The organism is Microbacterium lacus, from assembly GCF_039531105.1.
Taxonomy (GTDB): Bacteria; Actinomycetota; Actinomycetes; order Actinomycetales; family Microbacteriaceae; genus Microbacterium; species Microbacterium lacus.
In genome coordinates, this window is record NZ_BAAAPK010000001.1 from 267,877 (window position 1) to 286,799 (window position 18,923).

At 71.7% G+C, this 18,923-nt stretch carries 20 protein-coding genes; 8 read left to right on the top strand and 12 right to left on the bottom strand.

Annotated features, from left to right (window positions below):
- Window positions 1-22 precede the first annotated feature (22 nt).
- On the top strand, window positions 23-1,264 hold the full coding sequence (locus tag ABD197_RS01285) for an NAD(P)/FAD-dependent oxidoreductase (RefSeq protein ID WP_344050793.1): 1,242 nt from the start codon (window positions 23-25) through the stop codon (window positions 1,262-1,264).
- Between the two features lie 82 nt (window positions 1,265-1,346).
- On the opposite strand, the gene ABD197_RS01290 is transcribed toward ABD197_RS01285, so the two are convergent.
- Window positions 1,347-2,741 carry a GMC family oxidoreductase gene (locus ABD197_RS01290; protein WP_344050795.1) on the bottom strand — a complete coding sequence of 465 codons (1,395 nt, stop codon included), beginning with the start codon at window positions 2,739-2,741 and terminating at the stop codon, window positions 1,347-1,349.
- 72 nt (window positions 2,742-2,813) lie between these two features.
- Here ABD197_RS01290 and ABD197_RS01295 point away from each other — a divergent pair, with 72 nt between their 5' ends.
- Entirely contained in the window at window positions 2,814-3,851 is a 1,038-nt protein-coding gene (locus ABD197_RS01295) for a zinc-binding dehydrogenase (protein ID WP_344050797.1), read from the top strand.
- Here ABD197_RS01295 and ABD197_RS01300 read toward each other — a convergent pair.
- The 5 genes from ABD197_RS01300 to ABD197_RS01320 form a co-directional block, all read right to left on the bottom strand.
- Complete coding sequence (locus ABD197_RS01300; RefSeq protein ID WP_344050800.1) at window positions 3,848-4,279, bottom strand: SRPBCC family protein; 432 nt, start codon at window positions 4,277-4,279, stop codon at window positions 3,848-3,850. The genes ABD197_RS01295 and ABD197_RS01300 overlap by 4 nt on opposite strands.
- The gene (locus ABD197_RS01305; protein WP_344050802.1) at window positions 4,276-5,037 is read right to left on the bottom strand and encodes a YqjF family protein; all 762 of its coding nucleotides are present in this window, start codon (window positions 5,035-5,037) and stop codon (window positions 4,276-4,278) included. Before ABD197_RS01305 ends, ABD197_RS01300 begins: the two co-directional genes overlap by 4 nt.
- Before the next feature lie 5 nt (window positions 5,038-5,042).
- A complete protein-coding gene (locus ABD197_RS01310; protein ID WP_344050804.1) occupies window positions 5,043-5,804 on the bottom strand; it encodes a hypothetical protein in 762 nt (253 codons plus the stop codon).
- Between the two features lie 170 nt (window positions 5,805-5,974).
- Window positions 5,975-7,261 (bottom strand): hemolysin family protein, encoded by a 1,287-nt coding sequence (locus ABD197_RS01315; RefSeq protein WP_344050806.1) that lies wholly within the window; start codon window positions 7,259-7,261, stop codon window positions 5,975-5,977.
- Between the two features lie 222 nt (window positions 7,262-7,483).
- The gene (locus ABD197_RS01320; protein WP_344050808.1) at window positions 7,484-8,503 is read right to left on the bottom strand and encodes a TerC family protein; all 1,020 of its coding nucleotides are present in this window, start codon (window positions 8,501-8,503) and stop codon (window positions 7,484-7,486) included.
- A 207-nt stretch (window positions 8,504-8,710) separates the two neighbouring features.
- Here ABD197_RS01320 and ABD197_RS01325 point away from each other — a divergent pair, with 207 nt between their 5' ends.
- On the top strand, window positions 8,711-9,292 hold the full coding sequence (locus tag ABD197_RS01325) for an N-acetyltransferase (RefSeq protein ID WP_344050810.1): 582 nt from the start codon (window positions 8,711-8,713) through the stop codon (window positions 9,290-9,292).
- Window positions 9,293-9,295: 3 nt separating this feature from the next.
- Here the strand turns inward: ABD197_RS01325 and helR are convergent, their stop codons facing one another.
- The 3 genes from helR to ABD197_RS01340 form a co-directional block, all read right to left on the bottom strand.
- Window positions 9,296-11,512: an RNA polymerase recycling motor ATPase HelR gene (gene helR / locus ABD197_RS01330; RefSeq protein WP_344050812.1), complete on the bottom strand. Its 2,217-nt coding sequence runs from the start codon at window positions 11,510-11,512 to the stop codon at window positions 9,296-9,298.
- A gap of 112 nt (window positions 11,513-11,624) precedes the next feature.
- Window positions 11,625-12,872, bottom strand: coding sequence for an RNA polymerase sigma factor (locus ABD197_RS01335; protein WP_344050814.1), 1,248 nt, complete (start codon window positions 12,870-12,872; stop codon window positions 11,625-11,627).
- 7 nt (window positions 12,873-12,879) lie between these two features.
- Entirely contained in the window at window positions 12,880-13,302 is a 423-nt protein-coding gene (locus ABD197_RS01340) for a YciI family protein (RefSeq protein WP_344050815.1), read from the bottom strand.
- Between the two features lie 230 nt (window positions 13,303-13,532).
- On the opposite strand from ABD197_RS01340, the gene ABD197_RS01345 reads away from it, so the two are divergent.
- From ABD197_RS01345 to ABD197_RS01365, 5 genes are all read left to right on the top strand, one after another.
- Complete coding sequence (locus ABD197_RS01345) at window positions 13,533-13,862, top strand: hypothetical protein (protein WP_344050816.1); 330 nt, start codon at window positions 13,533-13,535, stop codon at window positions 13,860-13,862.
- Window positions 13,863-13,890: 28 nt separating this feature from the next.
- On the top strand, window positions 13,891-15,102 hold the full coding sequence (locus tag ABD197_RS01350) for an MFS transporter (RefSeq protein WP_344050817.1): 1,212 nt from the start codon (window positions 13,891-13,893) through the stop codon (window positions 15,100-15,102).
- A 20-nt stretch (window positions 15,103-15,122) separates the two neighbouring features.
- A complete protein-coding gene (gene sigJ / locus ABD197_RS01355) occupies window positions 15,123-16,001 on the top strand; it encodes an RNA polymerase sigma factor SigJ (protein ID WP_344050819.1) in 879 nt (292 codons plus the stop codon).
- A 76-nt stretch (window positions 16,002-16,077) separates the two neighbouring features.
- Window positions 16,078-16,833: an SDR family oxidoreductase gene (locus tag ABD197_RS01360; protein ID WP_344050821.1), complete on the top strand. Its 756-nt coding sequence runs from the start codon at window positions 16,078-16,080 to the stop codon at window positions 16,831-16,833.
- A 33-nt stretch (window positions 16,834-16,866) separates the two neighbouring features.
- Window positions 16,867-17,484, top strand: coding sequence for a hypothetical protein (locus ABD197_RS01365; protein WP_344050823.1), 618 nt, complete (start codon window positions 16,867-16,869; stop codon window positions 17,482-17,484).
- A gap of 12 nt (window positions 17,485-17,496) precedes the next feature.
- Here ABD197_RS01365 and ABD197_RS01370 read toward each other — a convergent pair whose 3' ends face one another.
- From ABD197_RS01370 to ABD197_RS01380, 3 genes are read right to left on the bottom strand one after another with little or no spacing between them, the layout of a single operon-like run.
- A complete protein-coding gene (locus tag ABD197_RS01370) occupies window positions 17,497-18,069 on the bottom strand; it encodes a YdeI/OmpD-associated family protein (protein ID WP_344050825.1) in 573 nt (190 codons plus the stop codon).
- Between the two features lie 38 nt (window positions 18,070-18,107).
- Window positions 18,108-18,335, bottom strand: coding sequence for an RNA-binding S4 domain-containing protein (locus ABD197_RS01375; RefSeq protein WP_344050827.1), 228 nt, complete (start codon window positions 18,333-18,335; stop codon window positions 18,108-18,110).
- 9 nt (window positions 18,336-18,344) lie between these two features.
- Entirely contained in the window at window positions 18,345-18,896 is a 552-nt protein-coding gene (locus ABD197_RS01380) for a thermonuclease family protein (RefSeq protein WP_344050829.1), read from the bottom strand.
- Between the last annotated feature and the right edge of the window lie 27 nt (window positions 18,897-18,923).

Consider the following 18,923-nt stretch of genomic DNA (forward strand, 5'->3'; position numbering starts at 1 on the left):
GTGCGGGCATATGGTGAGCATCATGCACGCACACGAGGTGATCGTCGTCGGTGCCGGGCTCGCGGGGCTTCGCTGCGCGGTCCGGCTCGCCGCCGCGGGCGTCGACGTCGTGGTGCTCGAGCGGTCCGACGACGTGGGCGGTCGGCAGCGCACCGACCGCGTCGACGGCTTCCTGCTCGACCGCGGCTTCCAGGTGCTGAACCCCGCCTATCCGGCGGTCCGGCGCTGGGTCGACGTCGATGCGCTGGAGATGCGGTCCTTCCCGGTCGGGGTGCGCGTGCGCCGCGCGCACGGGGTGACTGAGCTGCACCACCCTCTGCGCCATCCCGGGCGCGTGGTGCCGACCCTGCGCAGTGGCCTGGTGAGCGTGCCGGATGCCGCCGCCCTGGCCCGCTGGATCGCCCCGGTGCTGCTGCGCCCGCGTTCGGCGCTCCGCGGGACAGATCGGTCGCTGCGCGAGGGGTGGGACCGCGCGGGGCTCCGCGGAGCGCTGCGCGCAGAAGTGCTCGAGCCGTTCCTCGCGGGTGTCCTCGCGGACGACTCCGGCGCGACGTCGGACGCGTTCGCGCAGCTCCTGGTGCGGATGTTCGTCCTCGGCCGGCCCGGAGTACCGGCTCGGGGGATCCGCGCTCTGCCGGATCAGCTCGCCGAGGCCGTGCGGGCGGCGGGGGGCGGCATCCGCCTCGATCGCCGGGTGGACGGCGTCCGAGCCCAGCCGGGCGGTGTCGAGGTGTCGGTGGACGGCGGGGACCCTCGCACGGCCCGGGCAGTCGTCGTCGCGGTGGGGCCGGATGCCGTGTCCGACCTGCTCGACGTGCCGCGGCCGCGGACCCGCGGCCTGCAGACGTGGTGGTTCGCAGCGGAGGCGCCGCCCTCGGCATCCGCTCTCCTCAGCGTCGACGGGGTACGGTCCGGGCCCGTCGTGAACACGGTGGTGATGACCCGCACTGCGCCGTCGTATGCGCCGACCGGCATGCACCTGATCGAGGCGACCTGCCTGATGCCCGGCGCGACCGAGCCGGAAGTGCGCCGGCACCTCGCGTTCATCTGGGGGCGGAGCGTCGCCGACTGGCGGCTGCTGCGCCGGGACGACATCCCCGACGCCCTGCCCGCGCAGGATCCGCCGCTGCGGGTGACCTCGCCGGCCCGCCTCGCCCCGGGTGTCTTCGTGGCCGGCGACCACCGGGACACCGCGTCGATCCAGGGCGCCCTCGTCTCGGGCGACCGGGTCGCGCACCGAGTGCTCGCCGCGCTCCGCGCCTGACTGCTCCCCGCGAGAGGGCACCTTTGTAGGGCAACACGCCGTGCGAGAGGTGCATTCGTGCCCTCTCGCGCGCGGCAGGGGGCTACATCTGGTCGGCGACGATCGCGCCGACGGCCATCACTGCGGCGACCGGCCCGCACGAGGGCACGACGGGGAGCACGGACGCGTCGGCGATGCGCAGACCCGGCACACCCCGGACCCGCCCGGCGCCGTCCACGACCGCAAGCGGGTCGTCCGCGGCGCCCATCGGCGCGGTGCCGCACGTGTGCGCGGCGCTGCCCAGGTGCCGGACGATCCACGCGTCCAGCAGAGCATCGTCGTCCAGAGTGGCCGGATCGAGGTCGGCGAGCTCCTCCACGAGCTCGGCGAACGCCGGCGCGGCGAGGATCCCAACCGCGCGGCGCACTCCGAACCGCAACGCGGCCCGATCAGCCTCGTCCTCGAGGTAGTGGTACGCGATCGCGGGTGCGGCGAGCGGGTGAGCGGATGCCGGACGCACCGTCCCGCGCGAGCGGGGGCGCTGCAGCCCGACGATGAGCCCGAGCGTGCGGGCATCCGGCTCGGGGGCGGGCGGCTGCGTGCAGGCGAGGATCTCGAGCGCGTCCCCCGCGCCCCCGTCCGCGCCGATCCGCAGCGCGACCGGGAACGCTCCGTGCTCGTCCTCGGGACGCGGGCCTGGAACGGGGGCGCCGGGGCGCGGCATCCACTCGACCCACACCGTGGGGTGATCGCTGAACCCGGTGCCCACACCCGGCAGGTCGGCCACCGAGTCGACCTGCAGCATTCCGGCGGGACCGAGGCCGGACGCGAGCAGCAGGCGCGCCGTGCCGAAGGCGCCCGCGCACAGCACGACCTCATCGGCGTCGATCACCGACAGCTCGCCGTCGGCGTCCGCGACCTCGACGCCGACCGCGCGGCCGTCCGCGAACACGACCCGCAGAACCCGGCAGTCGCTGCGCACGTGCACGCGGTCATCGAGGAAGGCCTCGGCCGCCGTCCGGGGGGCACCGCCGACGATCGTGGTCGGCACAGCCACTGCGCTTCCGCCCGCCGCATCGGCGAACGCACGCGCGACCGGGTGCGTCGCCGGCGACGGGTGGGCCTGCATCCGGTCGCCGAGGTCGCGCATCACCGCCCGCACCCGATCGGGATCCCATGCGTCGCCGCCCGCGTCATGCCACGCCTCCAGGTCGACAGCATCGGGAAGCAGCCAGTACCCGCCGTTGACCACGGACGACCCGCCGACCGCGCGCCCGGGCCGCGCCCGGCCCGCGATGTCGTCGGTGAGTCGCGCGGGCAGCGCCCAGGTCTCGGGGTGCGCGACCGCGGCGTCGAGCGCCCGGTCGGCGCGTCCCGCCGTCACGGGTCGGCCCGCCTCGATCAGCGTGACGTCGTAGCGATCGGCGATTCGCGCCGCCAGCACACACCCTGCACTGCCGGCACCGACCACGACCACGCGCGGCAGTTCAGCATCCACCGTGCCATGATGCCCGATCGGGGCGACTCCGACCGACCGCGACGCCCGCGCGAGCCGTGCGAGGATGACCGGATGCGAGCCGTCCGCTTCTCGACCTTCACCGAGACCCCCGTCGTCGTCGAGGTCGCCGACCCCACGCCTCCCGCGCACGGGGCGGTGATCCGCGTGACGGCGACGGGCGTGTGCCGCAGCGACTGGCACGCCTGGCAGGGGCACGACTCGACGGTCGCCCTCCCCCATATTCCGGGACACGAATACGTCGGCGTCGTCGAGTCCGTCGGCGCGGACGTCCGGGACTGGGCTCCGGGCGCGCGCGTCACCGCGCCGTTCGTGAACGCGTGCGGCACGTGCCCGACCTGCCTCGAGGGCCGTCAGAGCATCTGTCCGCAGCAGACCCAGGCGGGTTTCGACCGCGACGGATCCTTCGCCGAGCGCGTCGTCGTGCACCACGCCGACGTCAACCTCGTCGCGGTGCCGGATGAGATCGACGACGCGACCGCCGCAGGACTCGGCTGTCGCTTCGCCACCGCCTATCGCGCGGTGTCGAACCGCGCGCGGGTGGCGCCCGGCGAGGAGGTCGTGGTCTTCGGATGCGGCGGCGTCGGTCTCGCGGCGATCCTCGTCGCCCGCGCCCGCGGCGCACGTGTCGTCGCGGTCGACGTGTCTCCGGCGGCGCTCGAGCTCGCCGGGCGCCTCGGAGCGGCGGAGCTCCTGCAGGCCGCAGCACCCGGCCTCGACGAGCGCCTCCGCTCGGCGACCTCGGGCGGCGCCCACGTCGTGATCGAGGCGATCGGCCGCGCCGAGCTCGTGCGGCACGGGCTCGGCTGCCTGCGCCCCGGCGGTCGGCACGTCCAGGTCGGGCTCCTCGCCGGCCGGGACGCCGACCCCGCGGTCGACCTCGGCCGCATCCTGGCGCTCGAACTCGAACTGCTCGGCAGCCACGGCATGTCCGCGCACGAGTACCCGGCGATGCTCGATGAGATCGCGCGCGGCATCCTCGATCCTGCCGCCCTTCTTGGGCGCACGATCACCCTCGATGAGGCCCCCGCCGCGCTCGTCGCGATGTCCGCGCCGTCGACCGCAGCGGGTACGACGGTGATCGTGCTCTAGGCCTCCAGCAGCGCCTTCATCCGCTCCAGCCCGGTCGCGAGGTTGTTGCGCACGCCCTCGCCGATCACCGGTTCGAACAGCCGCATCATCCCCGACGGGGTCGCCTCGATCGTCGCCGTCAGCAGCGTCGTCTGCTCGGACGCCGCCAGCTGGAGCACCAGCGACGTCTCCAGCGGCCCCTCGGTGCTCACGAAGGACATGAGCCGCGGCGGCTCGTACGCCGTGACGCGCCAGTGGAACTCCACCTCCCGTCCCATCGCCCGCAGCTGCGAGCGCAGCGTGCTGCCGGCGCGCAGCGGAGGATCCGAGGTCAGTTCCTCCGACACGACGGTCTCGTCCCATCGCGGCCGGTTGGTGGGCTCGGCGATGAAGGCGAACACCCCTTCGGCGGGGTGGGCGATCTGCACGGTCTCGACGACGGTGATCATCGGTGTCCTTTCGAGGTCGGGACGATGACGGGCGCGGCGAAGCTCGTGAGGAAACCCGGGTGCCGGGCCGGCATCGCCAGCACCGAATCGGGTGCCCTGCCGGCGAGTTCGCCGAACCCGGCGTCGAAGACGAGGTCGTCGGAGAGGGCGAGGAGGTCGGCATCCACGAGAGGCCACGCCGGGTGCTCGTTCGCCGCCCACCGCGTGCGACCGAGGTGCGTCTCGTGGAAGCCCCAGCGGGCGGTCAGAAAGCGCGAGAGCGGGGTGTCGACAGGGGTGTCACCCACCCGGACGGCGATGCGGGTGCCGGGGCCGGTCGCGCGCCCGTCGACGCGGCGACGGCGCGACCGGTATTCGATCACGTCATCGCTCGCACGCACGCCGATGCGCGCCCAGCGGTACGGCAGGCCGAACAGGACACGCGCCGCCAGCACGGGGAGCAGGTGCTCGGCCTCGAGCGTGCGGAAGACGACACTCCGTCGCCCGGCATCATCGATGCCGTACGTGCGGACGTTGATCTCGGCGAACGTGCCGAGGAGCGGCACAGGAGGGAGCGGCAGGAAACGGAAGTCCGACAGCACGAACGGCACGAGCCCGACCCACGCGGACCCGTCGAACGTGTCCGGGCGCACCCCGTGCGGCAGCATCCTCTCCACCGTCTCCGGCGGCACGCGCCAGTGCACGAACACCGCGCCGCTCCACCGCTGCGCGATCACCGCACGCCCGGCCAGGGCCGGGGCGTCCGAGCTGAGCGTCATCGCCGTCACCCGACCAGCACCGCGACGGTCAGGACGAGCGGCGCGAGCGGAATCGTGAGGGCCAGCATCCGGTCGACGCGCCCGCCGACCTCGGGCGAGCGCTCGCCCCGTCCGAGGGCCCACACCCCCACCCACACCGCCGCGATCGCGAGCAGGGCCGCGATCGTGATGATCCGGGTCGGGATGCCGACCCCCACGCCGACGATCGTCCCGCCGATCTGCGCGAACGCGATCACGCCCCACGGCACCACGGCGACGGCGGACCCGAAGCCGAAGGCCCAGAGGCCCGCGCGTGCGGTCGCGGTCCGCCGGTCGTGCAGCGACAGCAAGAGCCCACCGGTCGCGCCGAGTGCGTAGAGCGGCACGAGCGAGGTCACCTCGGTGATGCCGTTGAGCTGGGCGACCAGGAACGTGGCGACGCCGCCCACCTGCGAGTACTCGATCCAGCGGGACGCGTGGTGGTCGGCATCCCTCGCCCGCCCGCGTCGGATGCGGACCGTCGGGACGAGCGAGAGCAGCCGCATCGCCGCGAGGAAGAGCAGGAGGACGGCGACGGCGACGGGCAGCTGGACGTCGGCGACCGGGACCGATGCCCCGGCGAGCGCGAGCTCCGCAGACGAGCGCACCGGCGCTTCGGGCGGGCGCGCGAAGGTCGCGGTCACCGGAAGCGCGAGCCAGGGCTTCCCCTGTCCGACGACGAGCACGGCGACGGCGGTGACCGCGAGCACGACGGCGGTCACGGCGTCCGTCCGGAGCGTGCGGGTCATCCGGCCTCCTCGTGCGCGGCGTGGGTTTCGAGCGTACCCAGACTGCCGGTCGCCCGGGTCAGCGCGCGCGGCCGTGCACAACTCCTCGGAGCGCGACGCAGAAGAGGCTGGACAGCCGGAATCCACCTGCATCGGCCGAGATCTGAGGAGTTGCGCACACGCGGGCTGGGTCAGCCGGCGGCGTCCTCGGCGACCGGAGCCCGGTGCGCCACCCGCACGGCGGCGATGCGGCGCCGATCCAGCTCGGTCACCTGGATCGTCCCGCCCTCGACCTCGATCGTGTCGCCGACGACGGCGAGCCGTCCGAGCTGCTCCACGACGAAGCCCGCGATCGTGTCGGACGCGCCGCGCGGCAGCTGGAGGCCGGTGAGCTCTTCGAAGTCCTGCAGGTTCAACCGTCCGTCCACCTCGCCGCCGGAGGTCGCCGGGTCGGCGGCGGTGTCGTACTCGTCGAAGATCTCGCCGACCACCTCCTCCACGAGGTCCTCGAGCGTCACGATGCCGTCGGTGCCGCCGTATTCGTCGACGACGACGGCGATCTGATGTCCGCCGGCACGCAGGCGGGTCAGTGTGGGCAGCACGCGCGCGGTCGCCGGCACGTACGCGATCGGCCGCGCGATCCGCTGGATCGGCTCGCCCGGGTCGTCCGCTTCGAAGAGATCGCGCACGTGGACGAAACCGGTGATGTCGTCGATCGAGCGATCCGACACCGGGAACCGCGAGAACGGCAGATCGCGCACCTGCACCAGGGCGTCGGCGATCGTGGCGGTCTCGTCGAGCGCGACGACCTCCGGGCGCGGTCGCATGACCTCGCTGATCTGACGGCCGCGGAGGGACAGGACGTCATCGAGGATGCGGCGCTCGTCCTCCGGAAGACCCTGGTGGCTCGCGACGATGTCGCGGATCTCCTCGTCGCTCATCTCGTCGGCGGTCTTGTGCGGATCGCCGCCGAGCAGGCGCACGAGCGCGTTCGTGGACACCGACAGCAGCCAGATGACCGGCTTCATGACGGTGGCGAAGCCGTCGAGCACCGGCGCGATCGCGTACGCGAACTGCGCGTTGCGCTGGATCGCGAGGCGCTTGGGGACGAGCTCGCCGAGCACGAGCGAGAGGTAGGCGATCACCAGGGTGAGCACGAGGGTCGCGAGGGTCAGCGCCAGCGGCTCCGCGGCGCCGAGCCAGACGAACAGCGGCGCGACGGACGGCGCGATCGAGGTCGCGCCGTACGCCGCCGAGGCGAACCCGGCGACGGTCACGCCGATCTGCACCGCCGAGAGGAACGTGTTGGGGTTGCGGGCCAGATCCGCGACCTTCCGGCCCCGGCGACCGCGGGCCGAGATCGCGTTGATCTGGCTCTCGCGCAGCGTCACGAGGGCCATCTCGGTCGCGGCGAAGACGCCGCCGATCAGGACGAACAGGATCACCAGGCCGATGTTCCACAGCAGGTCGGCGGTCATCGGTCATGCTCCGATCCGGTGGTGCCGGGGGTCATCCCGGCACCGGGTCTATCGGGATCTGCGGACGCGTCGGTTCGGCGCGCGGTGTTCACGGGGTCTCCTTGGGCGGTGAACGGGGTGGGTGGGGAAGGGATGCAGAACTCCACGGATCCGGTAGCGTCGGCGCCGATCTGCGGCGCGATCCGGCTCGGACGGCTCGAATCCGTGGAGTTCTGCAGACGGCTAGCGCGGGTCGCGCGCTTCGGCGATCTGCTCGGTGACCTCTTCGGGCTCGCGGATGCGGTCCTTGCGGGTCTTGATCAGGCTCGCGACGGTTGCGACCGCGATCGTGCCGGCGATGAACAGGAGCGAAACCCAGATCGGGATCTCGGGGATGACCTTCCAGGGCTCCCCGCCGTTGATGAACGGCAGCTCGTTCTTGTGCAGCGCGTGGATGAGCAGCTTCACGCCGATGAAGGCGAGGATGACCGCGAGTCCCTGTGCGAGGTACACGAGGCGCTCGAGCAGCCCGCCGATGAGGAAGAACAGCTGGCGCAGCCCCATGAGAGCGAAGGCGTTCGCGGTGAACACGATGTACGCCTCGTTCGTGAGTCCGTAGATCGCGGGGATCGAGTCGACGGCGAAGATCAGGTCGACGAAGCCGATCGCGACGATCACGAGGAGCATCGGCGTGACGAAGCGGCGGCCGTCCTTCACGACGGTGAGCTTGTCACCGTTGTACTCGTCGCTGACCGGCAGGTGGCGCCGCACGAACCGCATGAACTTGCCGTTCGCGGGGTCGGACTCGCCGTGCGCGAACGCCTGGCGGTAGGCGAGGAACAGCAGCAGACCGCCGAAGATCCAGAACACCCAGGAGAAGTTCTCGATGAGTGCGGCACCGACGGCGATGAACGCACCGCGCATGATGAGCGCGATCACGATGCCGATCATCAGCACCTTCTGCTGATAGATCTTCGGCACGGCGAAGCCGGCCATGACGATCAGGAAGACGAAGAGGTTGTCGATCGACAGGGCCTTCTCGGTCAGGTAGCCGGCGAAGTACTCGCCGCCGTAGGTCCAGCCGGAGACCATGCCGATGCCCACGCCGAACAGCAGCGCGAGGCCGATGTAGAAGGCTGACCAGCGCGCCGATTCGCCGATGGACGGCTCGTGGGGCTTGCGGACGTGCGCGTAGAACTCGTAGACGAAGAAGGCGATCGTGACCGCGATCGTGATGATCCAGACGAGCGGAGTGACGTTCACAGCAGGGGTTCCCATCCTTGGCGTTGACGATTCAGCGCCAAGGTCTTCTCCATCCTCGAGATCGAGGACCGGGGGCCCGGGATGCGATCGCATCCGTAATGACGAGCCGGCCGTGTCGGAGTACTCCCCTTGGTGCGACGATTCTATGCGCCCGAATGGGCCTCTTCCTGAGAACCGTCTGAGTGCCGAACGTGCGAGGGTGGTCGGATGCCGTTCCCGCTCGTCCCGAGATCCTTGGCGACCGAAGAGTTCGCCCTGCGCCCGATCACCGCCGCGGACGCCGCGCGCGACCACGCGGCGGTGATGGAGACGCGCACCGATCTGCGCGTGTGGGAGCAGTCGAGCTGGCCCGCGGAGGACTTCACCGTCGAGGCGAACCGTGAGGACCTCGTCGACCTCGAGCGCCGGCACGCCGAGGGCCGCGCCTTCACGTTCACGGTCGTCGATCCGTCGGACTCCGAGTGCCTGGGATGCGTCTACGTCTTCGCCCCGACGGCGTCTTTCCTCGCGCAGGCGACGGTCACCCCGCTGACCGGAGAGATGTGGCTCGTGCAGGATGCCGTCGTCTACTTCTGGGTCCGGGCGACCCGCGCCGCGACCGGGACGGACGCACGGCTGCTCGCAGCGCTGCGGCCGTGGTTCCGCGACGAGTGGAAGGCGGCGCGGACGGTGTTCGTGACCAACGAGCTCTTCACCCACCAGGTCGGACTCCTCGAACGGGCGGGCCTGACGCCGGCCTTCCGGTTCATCGAACCCGACAAGCCCGGCCCGTACGTCGCGTTCGCCTGACGGTCAGGACAGCAGCACGAGCTGCTGGGTCGCGCGCGTCATCGACACGTACCGGTCGACCGCGCCGGTCAGACCCGGGCCGAACGACTCCGGATCCACGAGCACGACGAGATCGAACTCGAGGCCCTTGACCAGCTCGGGCGTGAGCACGCGCACCCGTTCGCGCGGTGAGGCGTCGGCATCCCCGATCACGACCGCCGTGCCGTCCGGCGACCGCTCCTCCCACGCGTCGAGGATGGCCGACAGCTCGTCGCGGCGAGCGCGCCGCACCGGCACCCCCGTCCGGCGGATCGAGACCGGCACGTTCGCGTCCGGCAGCGCGGCGCGGATGACCGGCCCCGCGACCTCCATCACCTCTTCGGGGGTGCGGTAGTTCACCCCGAGCGTGGACACCGTGACCCGGTCGACGCCGATGCGCGACAGACGCTCGGTCCACGACTCGGCGAAGCCCGCGCGCGCCTGTGCCCGGTCGCCCACGATCGTGAGGCTCCGCGACGGACACCGCCGCAGCACCATTCGCCACTGCGCCTCGGTGAGCTCCTGCGCCTCATCGACCACGATGTGCCCGAACGGCCCGGCGAGCACGTCATCGGGCGCCGCGTCACGACGGGCGAGCGTCCGGCGCAGATCCTGCCCGCGCAGCATCGACATGATCCTCAGGTCGCCGTCGTCGGCGGCGATCAGATCGCCGATGACGTCCGCCCGCACGCGCTCCTCCGCAGCCGCCTCGCGCCGCGCCCGCTCCGCCCGCACGTGCGCCCGCGGGTCTCCGACGGCGAAGCGGGCGGCATCCCGCAGCGGTCCGTCGACGTCGGTCCACGCCGCCGGTGCGTCGACGAGCGCGCGGATGCCGGCCTCCCCGAATCCGGACGCGCATCGTCGCAGCATGTCGGCCGACGACAGGAGTCCCCGCAGCAGCGCGTCCGGGTCCAGCAGCGGCCACATCCGGTCGAACGCCGCACGTATCGCCTCGTCGCTCTCGAGCGCCTCGCGCACGGACTCCTCCTGCCCGGCATCCCGTCCGTACGCGTCGAAGTCGCGCTCCCGAGGCCTCGACGCGTCGCCCCATCCGTCGCTCCACCGGTCGTCGGCAGGCGTTGCGAGGTCGTCGACGCGCTCCGTGAGCAGGTCGATCAGCCGCTCCCACGCCTGCGCGCGGACGGTGTTGTGCGCGGCGCCGTCATCGGCCTCGAAGATCTCCGCCCACTCCGCGGGACCGATGACGACATCGCCCCAGGCGGTGTCGATCGCGAGTGTACGACCGGGCGGCCGCTGCCACAGCCGCACCGCCGCCTCGATCCCGTCGACCAGCACGGCACTCTCCTTCGCCCTCCGTACGGCCGGATCCTCCTCGCGTCCGACCGGACCCGCGTCCGGCACGAGATCGCGGATCGCGCATACGAGGGCACCGTCCTCCCCGAGGCCCGGCAGCACGTCGTCGACGTAGTCGACATACGGCCGGTGCGGCCCGACGAACAGCAGACCGCCCGCGCCGGCGAGCGTCGGATCCGCGTACAGCAGGTACGCCGCCCGGTGCAGGGCGACGACGGTCTTGCCCGTCCCGGGACCGCCGTCGACGACGCGCGCACCGCGGGCGCCCGCCCGGATGATCGCGTCCTGATCGGTCTGGATCGTCGCGAGCACATCGCGCATCTTCGCCGACCGACTCGCTCCGAGGCTCGCGATGAAGGCCGACTCGTCGTCCAGCGCCGCCGAGTGATCGACGCCGTCCGCTGCGAACACCTCGTCCCAGTAGTCGACGATGCGCCCGCCGCTCCATCGGTAGCGGCGGCGCAGCGCAAGCCCCATGGGGTGCAGCGCGCTCGCGGCGAAGAACGGCTCGGATGCCGGCGCCCGCCAATCCGTCAGCAGCCGGTCCTCGTCGTCATCGGCCAGGCCGAACCGGCCGATGTACGAGGCGCGACCCTCGACATCGACCATCTTGCCGATGCACACGTCGACGCCGAAGCGGCCGAGCACCCGCGCGCGTGCGCTGAGTCGCTGCACGTCGAGGTCGCGCTCGAGTGCCCGCTGTCCGGAGCCGGCAGGCGCCCGACGCGCCGCGGCGAGCCGGACCTCCGCGTCCGCGCGGGTCTGGGCAAGGGCGGCTGCGACGTGGGCGAAGTGCCTCCGATCGTCTCCGATCAGCGCATCGGTCGCCTTGGCATGCAGCCGGGGCGGCAGGGCGAAGATCTCGTCGGTCTCGGTGGAATGCGGCATCCGGCCCCCTTGTCTGGCGCGCGGATTACCCGCGCGACCTGCGATTCTCGCGCGAGGAGGGGGTCTTGCCGCAAGCCCCCCTCCTCGCGGGATAATGGAGAGGGAGGACAGGTCACCCGCGCAGGGCGTCTGCTTTCGCGGTGAGCACCTGCCGCTGGGCCTCGTTCGCGGTGAGCGCCGCAGCCGTCAGCAGCTCCGACCGGGCCTCGTCCGCGCGACCGAGTCGCGAGAGCAGTTCGCCGCGCACGCTCGGCACGAGGTGCGAGCCCGGCAGCGCGCCGGACTGCTCGAGAGCGTCGACGATCGCCAGGGCTTCTGCCGGGCCCGACGCCATCGACACCGCGACCGCACGGTTGAGCTCCACGATCGGGTTCGGCGCGATGCGGCCGAGGACGTCGTACAGCAGCACGATCCGCGCCCAGTCGGTCTCCTGCACGCTCGGCGCGATCGCGTGGCACTGCGCGATCGCCGCCTGCAGCGCGTAGGCGCCGCGACCGACATGACGCGCAGCCGCGGCGGCGTCGGCGCGGGCGAGCAGCAGGTTCGCGCGCGCGATCTGGCCGTGGTCCCAGCGGCGGCGGTCCTGGTCTGCCAGGAGCACCGGTGTGCCGTCGCGCTCCTCACGCGCGGCGAACCGCGAGCGCTGGAATTCCATGAGCGCGACCAGCGCGAGCGGTTCGGGTTCGTGGGGCAGCAGCACGGATACCGTTCGGCCGAGGCGGATCGCCTCGTCGGCGAGATCCGGCCGCACCCACCGGTCGCCCCCGGTCGCGGCATAGCCCTCGGTAAAGACGAGATAGATCACGCCCAGCACCGCCGTCAGCCGCGCCTTCCACTCCGACGGATCCGGCGTCTCGAACGGCACATTCGCCGCCGCGAGCGACTTCTTCGCCCGGGTGATGCGCGCCTGCACGGTCGGGACGCTCGTGAGCATCATGCGCGCGATCTCGTCGGTCGACAGCCCCGCCACGACCCGGAGCGTCAGCGCGACCTGCGATTCGCGCGAGAGGACGGGGTGACACGCGGTGAAGACGAGGCGGAGCACGTCGTCGTCGATCGGCATCCATTCGTCGTCGGATGCCGCGTCCAGCGAGTGCGCGATCTGCCGGTACCGGTCATCCAGCGCGCCGCGCCGGCGCCACGAGTCGATCGCGCGGCGCTTGGCGACCGCGGTCAGCCAGGCGCCCGGATTGCTCGGGACACCTGTGGCGGGCCACGCGCGCAGCGCCTCGAGTACGGCATCGTGCGCGACGTCCTCGGCGAGGCCGAGATCGCCGGTCATCTTGGCGACGGATGCGACGATCCGGATGCCTTCGATGCGCCAGACGGCCTCGACCTCGCGGCGGGTCTCGTCGGTCATGCCGAGGTCACGCCTTGGCGGCCTCCTCGGCGCGCCACTCCTTCTCCTTCTGGATGTACTCGTTGTCCGCGTAGTCCGCGAAGTCGGACTCGTCGGTCACGCGACGCACTTCGAGCTTGTTGCCGGGTCCGAGCGGGCAGCGCTTGGCCCACTCGAGCGCCTCCTCGGCGGTCGAGGTCTGCAGGATCCAGAAGCCGTTGAACAGCTCGTGCACCTCGCCGTAGGGGCCGTCACTGACGACGGGCTCCTCCGCGGTGAACTCCACGACGTAGCCCGGCTCAGGCGCGAGGCCGTCACCGCCGACCATGACGCCGGCTTTCATCAGGGCCTCGTTGTACGCGCCCATCGCGTTGATGACGGCCTCGAAGTCCATGTTCTCGTAGTTGTCCACGGCTTCCTGCGTCGCCCGCATGATCAGCATGTGCTTCATTTCGACTCCTTCTCAGCGCCTCTGCGCTTCGCTCCGAGGGCTCTTGTTCGCCCTCTCACTATTGCGTCGATCGGCGTGGGGCGGAATCGACATCGGCCCTGAAGATTTCTTGCGGCGCTGTCAGGAGAACCTGCGCGCGGGGTTCGGAGCCGAGCTTTCCTCCTGCCAGCGCGCCGCCTCCCGCCCATAGGATCGCAGAGCAAGCCCGCGCCGCAGAGGAGTTCACCGACATGACGACGCCCCCGGCCGCCCCCGTGCAGAAGCGCCGCCTCGACGTCCTCGGCCTGATCGCGATCGTCGTCGCGAGCCTGGCGCTCGTACCGTCGCTCCTGGTTTTCCTCATCGGGCTGATCCCCGAGATGAATGCGATCTGGTGGCTCGGCATCATCCTGATCCCCGTGCTCGGCGTCGCCGGTGTCATCGCCCTCGTCCTCGCGATCATCGGTGTGATCGTCGCGGTGCGCCGCGGCACGCGGTTCGTGCTGTCGATCGTCGGCGGCGTGCTCGGCATCCTGCTCCTGCTGCCGATCGCGGCGATCTTCATCGGCCCGTCCACATGACCGTCTCGCGGGGAGACGAGCACGGAGGGTGAAGACCGGGGCGTTCGCGCGGTACTGGGCGGCAGCGGCGACCAGCTCGTTCGGCACCGCGGTCACTGCGGTGGCCATGCCGGTGCTCGTCGTTCAGGTGCTGGGTGCTTCGCCGCTGCAGGTGGGCCTCGTGAGCGCCGCGCAGTTCCTGCCCTACGGTCTCCTCGGCCCGTTCGCCGGCGTCTACGTCGACCGGTGGAGGCGCACGCAGACGCTCATCTGGGCGAGCGTCGGCCGCGCGCTCTCACTCGGCGCGATCGTGGTGCTGTGGCTCACCGGTGTGCTGCAGATCTGGATGCTCGTGCTCGCTCTGCTCGCCTTCGGGTCGTTCTCGGTGTTCGGCTTCGCGGCCACGCAGTCGCTGCTCCCCCGGCTCGTCCGCCGAGAGGACCTGGTCACGGCGAACGCGCGTCTGGACCAGACGGATGCCGCCGCCCAGACTCTCGGCCCGACCCTGGGCGGCGGCCTGGTGGGTCTGCTCGGCGCCCCGATCGCGATCGCCGTGGATGCCGTGAGCTACCTGATCGAAGCGGTGCTCGTCGCCGGGGTGAAGGTGACCGAGCCGCGCGCGAGCGCGCCGCGGCGCAAGCTCTGGACCGAGATCGGCGAAGGCTTGCGCTTCGCCTACCGCCACCCCACGCTGACGCCGCTCGCCGTGTCCACCCACATGTGGTTCCTCGCGAACGGTGCGGCCCTGACCGTGCTGTCGTTGTTGGCGCTGCGCACCCTCGGACTCTCCCCGTTCGCTTTCGGTCTGCTGTTCACGGTTTTCGGTCTCGCGAGTCTGGTCGGCGCGTCCCTGGCCCCCGCGGTCGGGCGCCGGCTCGGTTCCGGTCGCGCCGTGATCTTCTCTCGTTGGGCGTATCCGCTCGCCTGGCTGCTCGTTCTGGTGGCGCCGACGACCCCGATCGCGCTGCCTCTCCTCTTCACGGGACTCGCCGTTCAGGGCCTCGCTGCCGGCGTGGAGAACGCCCACGAGATGGGCTTCTGGCAGAGGGAGACTCCTGACGAGCTGCTCGGGCGCACCAACGCGTTCCGACGATCGGCGAACCGCACTCTGGCGGCTGTCGGCGCGCTGCTCGCCGGCGTCCTCGCCGGCGCGGTCGGCGAGGCACCCGTCCTGGCGGGCGTCACGGTCGTGTTCGCCCTCGCGGCGGTCGCGCTCAGCCTCTCTCCTCTGCGCCATCGGTCCGGAGCGTCGGCCGAATGAACGCATCCGAGCCTTCCGACGTGGCTGTCCACGAGCGTCGACGACTCCTCTCCCTCGCCTACCGGATGACGGGGACGCTGGCGGACGCCGAGGACATCGTCCAGGAGACCTATATCCGCTGGTACCGACTCGATGATCGAGAGCGCAACGCCATCCGGGTTCCCGCCGCCTGGCTCACCCATGTCGCCTCCCGCATCGCTCTGGACCTGATCGGGTCGGCGCACGCGCGCCGGGAGCAGTCGTCGGGGCAGTGGTTGCCCGAGCCGGTACCGGCCGGGTTGTTCGCCGAAGGGACGCCGGCGGACCCTCTGGAGCACGCGGTGCGCGACGATGAGGTGAACACGGCGCTGCTCCTGGTGCTCGAGTCGATGACTCCCTTGGAGCGCGTCGCCTTCGTGCTGCACGATGTCTTCGCCGTGCCCTTCGCGGAGGTCGCCGAGATCATCGGACGCTCCGCGCCGGCAGCCCGGCAGCTCGCCACCGCGGCGCGTCGTCGCGTCCGGGCCGGACGCACGCGAGTCGTCGAGCCCGGCGAGCACGAGGACGTGGTGCGCGCGTTCCAGGTCGCGGCGCGGGAGGGTGATATCACCGCACTGCTGCGGACCCTCGCCCCCGAGGTCGAGGCCCGCGCGGACGGTGGCGACGTGGTGCGCGTGGCACCCAATGTCGTGCGGGGGTCGGACCGGGTCGCGCGGTACCTACTGGGCGTGCTGCAGAAGCAGCCCGACATCCGATTCGAGGAGCTTCGCACTGCCGACGGTCTCGCGTACGGGATGCTGGCCGGGGACACCTTGGTCGGCATCACGGCGTTCCACGTCGAGGATGCGCGGATCACCGACGTGTGGATCGTCATGGATCCGCGAAAGCTCACCGCATGGATGCCACTCGAAGCCGACTGACCTCACATTTCGCAGCGCTGCGTCGTCAGATCAGTGAGGTGGTTCGGGAGGGTCCCGTCGCCTCAGGAGGAGCAGCATGAGAATCGCCGTCGCCGGAGGAACCGGCACCGTCGGCCGCCATGTCGTCGAGACGGCTCGCGGACGCGGACACGAGGTGGTGGTGCTGTCACGCAGCGTCGGGGTCGACGTGCTGACGGGACAGGGTCTGGACGCGGGCCTCCGGGGAGCGGATGCCGTGATCGATACGGTGAACGCGACCACACTGTCGACCCGGAAGGCGGTCGCCTTCTTCGAGCGGAGCACCACGCAGCTCCTCGACGCCGGAGCGCGTGCCGGCACCGGTCATCACATCACCCTCTCGATCGTGGGCATCGACGGGATCGACACGTCCTACTACGCGGGCAAGCTCGCGCAGGAGCGCCTGGTGGCGGCATCCGCCGTGCCGCACACGATCGCGCGCACGAGCCAGTTCCACGAGTTCGCGCAGCAGATCGCGCGCCAGACCACGCTCGGCCCGCTGACCATCGTGCCGAAGACGCTCACGCGACCCGTCGCCGCGCGCGAGGTCGCCGAGCACCTGGTCATGCTCGCCGAGGGTGCGCCGCGGGGGCGGGCGACCGACCTCGTCGGACCGCGTGACGAGGTGCTCGCCGACATGGTGCGCCGGATGTATGCCGAGCGCGGCATCCGTCGTCGCGTCCTCGAGATGCGCTTCCCCGGTGCGTACGGGCGCGGCCTCGCGTCGGGCGCGTTGCGCGGCGACGGCTCGGCCGAGACGGCGACGATCGGCTTCGACGATTGGCTCCGCGCGAGGCCCCTCGCGGAGTCTTGATCGTCGGCGGCGCGCGGGAGTACCTTCGAGCCGATGCCGCTCGCCCAGCCCGAACTCGACCTGCTGTGGGACTTCTCCGACGCCCCCGCCTCAGAGAAGCGTCTGCGCGAGGCCGCCGAGAGCGCGGTGGACCCCGGTGTCCGGGCAGAGCTTCAGACGCAGGTGGCGCGCGCCCTCGGTCTGCAGGACCGGTTCGCCGAGGCGGACGCGCTTCTGGACACCATCACGTCCGACGCGCCCGCCGTGCGGACGCGGGTCGTGCTCGAACGCGGTCGGGTCCGCAACTCCCGCGGTGAGCCCGACGCGGCGGTGCCGTTCTTCCGCTCGGCCGCCGAGGTCGCCGCAGCCGCCGACCTGGTGTTCCTGCAGGTCGACGCGCTGCACATGCTCGCGATCGCCGAGCCGGCCCACGCCGGTCGGTGGACGGCGCGGGCGCAGGAGGTGCTCGCCGACGTGACCGACGAGCGCACCCTGCGGTGGAACGTCGCCCTGCACAACAACGCCGGCTGGACGTCCTTCGACGCCGGGCGCATCGATGAGGCGATCGCCGCGTTCGAGCGCGCGCGGCAGGCCGCCGTCCGGTGGGGCACCCCGCAGCAGGTCCAGTGGGCGGGCGAAGCGCTCGAGGAAGCTCGGGCCGCGCGCGGCTGAGCCCGCCGCGTCTCAGTGCAGGCTCTCGCCCCGCTTGAGCATCTCGACGTACTCGGCGACCCGTGCGGCTCGCGACTCCGGTCGCTTCAGGTTGGCGACGCGGAACGACATCGCGAACCTGTTCTGCGCCGTCTGGCGGGCGAAGGCTTCGGCGAGCAGCGGGTCGGCATCCAGCGCCGCCTGCAACTCGGGCGGGAGCTCGCCGTCGCTCTGCCGGTAGGCGCGATCCCATCGCCCGTCCTCTTTCGCGCGGTCGATCTCGCGCTGCCCTTCGGGCCGCATCCGCCCCTCTTCGATGAGCCGCGTGACGTGGCCGATGTTGACTTTCGACCATGGGCTGCGGGCCCGTCTCGGTGTGAACGCCTGCAGGAAGTAGTCCGCGTCGAGGGACTTCGACTGCCCGTCGATCCAGCCGAAGCAGAGGGCGATGTCGAGCGCCTCGCCGTAGAGGATGCCGGGCCGCGTGCTCGCCTTCTTCCTCAGGCGCAGTCGGACACCGTCCGTGTGGGGATCGGCATCCAGCCAGGCCTCCCACTGCGCGACCGTGTCGACGTGCAGCACAGGCTTGTCGTCGAAGCTGGCCATGACGGGAGGCTAGTGCGGTCCGCCGACACCCGACAGGTTCAGGCGCAGACGCGGACGCGCCGACCCTCGAACCCGATGACGTCGCCGAGCTGCAGCTGGCGTCCGCGGCGGCGGTCGACCTCGCCGTTCACGGTCACGAACCCGTCGATGATCGCCTCTTTCACGTCGCCGCCCGAATCGAGCAGCCCGGCGAACTTGAGGAACTGTCCCAGGCGGATGCCGTCACCGCCGATCGAGACGTCGGTGATGGGGGCGGGCGTGGCCATCCAGACAGGCTAGCCGGTAGGGGCCGGATCGGGATCGAGGTGCCCCCGAGCCGCATCGGCCGCGGCCTGGCACGCGACTGTCGTCACCGCTCCATCCGCAGTGAGGGTCGCGGTCTGACCCGCGCGGTACTGCGCCTCCCGGGGATGCGCGGGATAGCCGTCGAGCGAGTCGTAGCGGGCGACCGCGAGACCGGCGGTCAGGACGGACATGCCGACGTCGACGCCGTCCGCGGTGTCGACGTAGCGCAGGAGCCGCCCATACCGATCGGTGTCGTTCTCGCCGTCGGGCAGGGTCAGCGTGATCGCCGCCCCCGGGCTGAGCAGGGCCGAGACCTGCGCCGCGGCCTCGGCGTATCCGCATTCGTCCCTCTCGGGGGCGTCGATGCCGATGATGCGCACCGTGCCGGCGCTCGACTCGATCGTGTCGCCGTCGATCACCGACACCAGGGTGGCCTGGGCTGCCGCCGGCGGCGGGGTCACCTCGGGAAGCTCCGCCGGCGCGCACCCCGCGAGGAGGACCGCGAACACCACGGCGAGCGCGGCTCCCCCGACCTTCCCCATCTGCCTGAGCCTAGGGGACCGGTCCCC

Excerpts from the sequence above, each read along its gene's own strand:
- ABD197_RS01305 (WP_344050802.1), bottom strand. The coding sequence starts at position 5,037 with ATGACGCTCAGCTCGGACGCCCCGGCCCTGGCCGGGCGTGCGGTGATC.
- ABD197_RS01300 (WP_344050800.1), bottom strand. The coding sequence starts at position 4,279 with ATGATCACCGTCGTCGAGACCGTGCAGATCGCCCACCCCGCCGAAGGG.
- ABD197_RS01295 (WP_344050797.1), top strand. The coding sequence starts at position 2,814 with ATGCGAGCCGTCCGCTTCTCGACCTTCACCGAGACCCCCGTCGTCGTC.
- ABD197_RS01315 (WP_344050806.1), bottom strand. The coding sequence starts at position 7,261 with ATGACCGCCGACCTGCTGTGGAACATCGGCCTGGTGATCCTGTTCGTC.
- helR (WP_344050812.1), bottom strand. The coding sequence starts at position 11,512 with ATGCCGCATTCCACCGAGACCGACGAGATCTTCGCCCTGCCGCCCCGG.
- ABD197_RS01365 (WP_344050823.1), top strand. The coding sequence starts at position 16,867 with ATGCCGCTCGCCCAGCCCGAACTCGACCTGCTGTGGGACTTCTCCGAC.
- ABD197_RS01360 (WP_344050821.1), top strand. The coding sequence starts at position 16,078 with ATGAGAATCGCCGTCGCCGGAGGAACCGGCACCGTCGGCCGCCATGTC.
- ABD197_RS01310 (WP_344050804.1), bottom strand. The coding sequence starts at position 5,804 with ATGACCCGCACGCTCCGGACGGACGCCGTGACCGCCGTCGTGCTCGCG.
- ABD197_RS01285 (WP_344050793.1), top strand. The coding sequence starts at position 23 with ATGCACGCACACGAGGTGATCGTCGTCGGTGCCGGGCTCGCGGGGCTT.
- ABD197_RS01335 (WP_344050814.1), bottom strand. The coding sequence starts at position 12,872 with ATGACCGACGAGACCCGCCGCGAGGTCGAGGCCGTCTGGCGCATCGAA.
- ABD197_RS01370 (WP_344050825.1), bottom strand. The coding sequence starts at position 18,069 with ATGGCCAGCTTCGACGACAAGCCTGTGCTGCACGTCGACACGGTCGCG.
- ABD197_RS01340 (WP_344050815.1), bottom strand. The coding sequence starts at position 13,302 with ATGAAGCACATGCTGATCATGCGGGCGACGCAGGAAGCCGTGGACAAC.
- ABD197_RS01325 (WP_344050810.1), top strand. The coding sequence starts at position 8,711 with ATGCCGTTCCCGCTCGTCCCGAGATCCTTGGCGACCGAAGAGTTCGCC.
- ABD197_RS01380 (WP_344050829.1), bottom strand. The coding sequence starts at position 18,896 with ATGGGGAAGGTCGGGGGAGCCGCGCTCGCCGTGGTGTTCGCGGTCCTC.
- ABD197_RS01375 (WP_344050827.1), bottom strand. The coding sequence starts at position 18,335 with ATGGCCACGCCCGCCCCCATCACCGACGTCTCGATCGGCGGTGACGGC.
- ABD197_RS01345 (WP_344050816.1), top strand. The coding sequence starts at position 13,533 with ATGACGACGCCCCCGGCCGCCCCCGTGCAGAAGCGCCGCCTCGACGTC.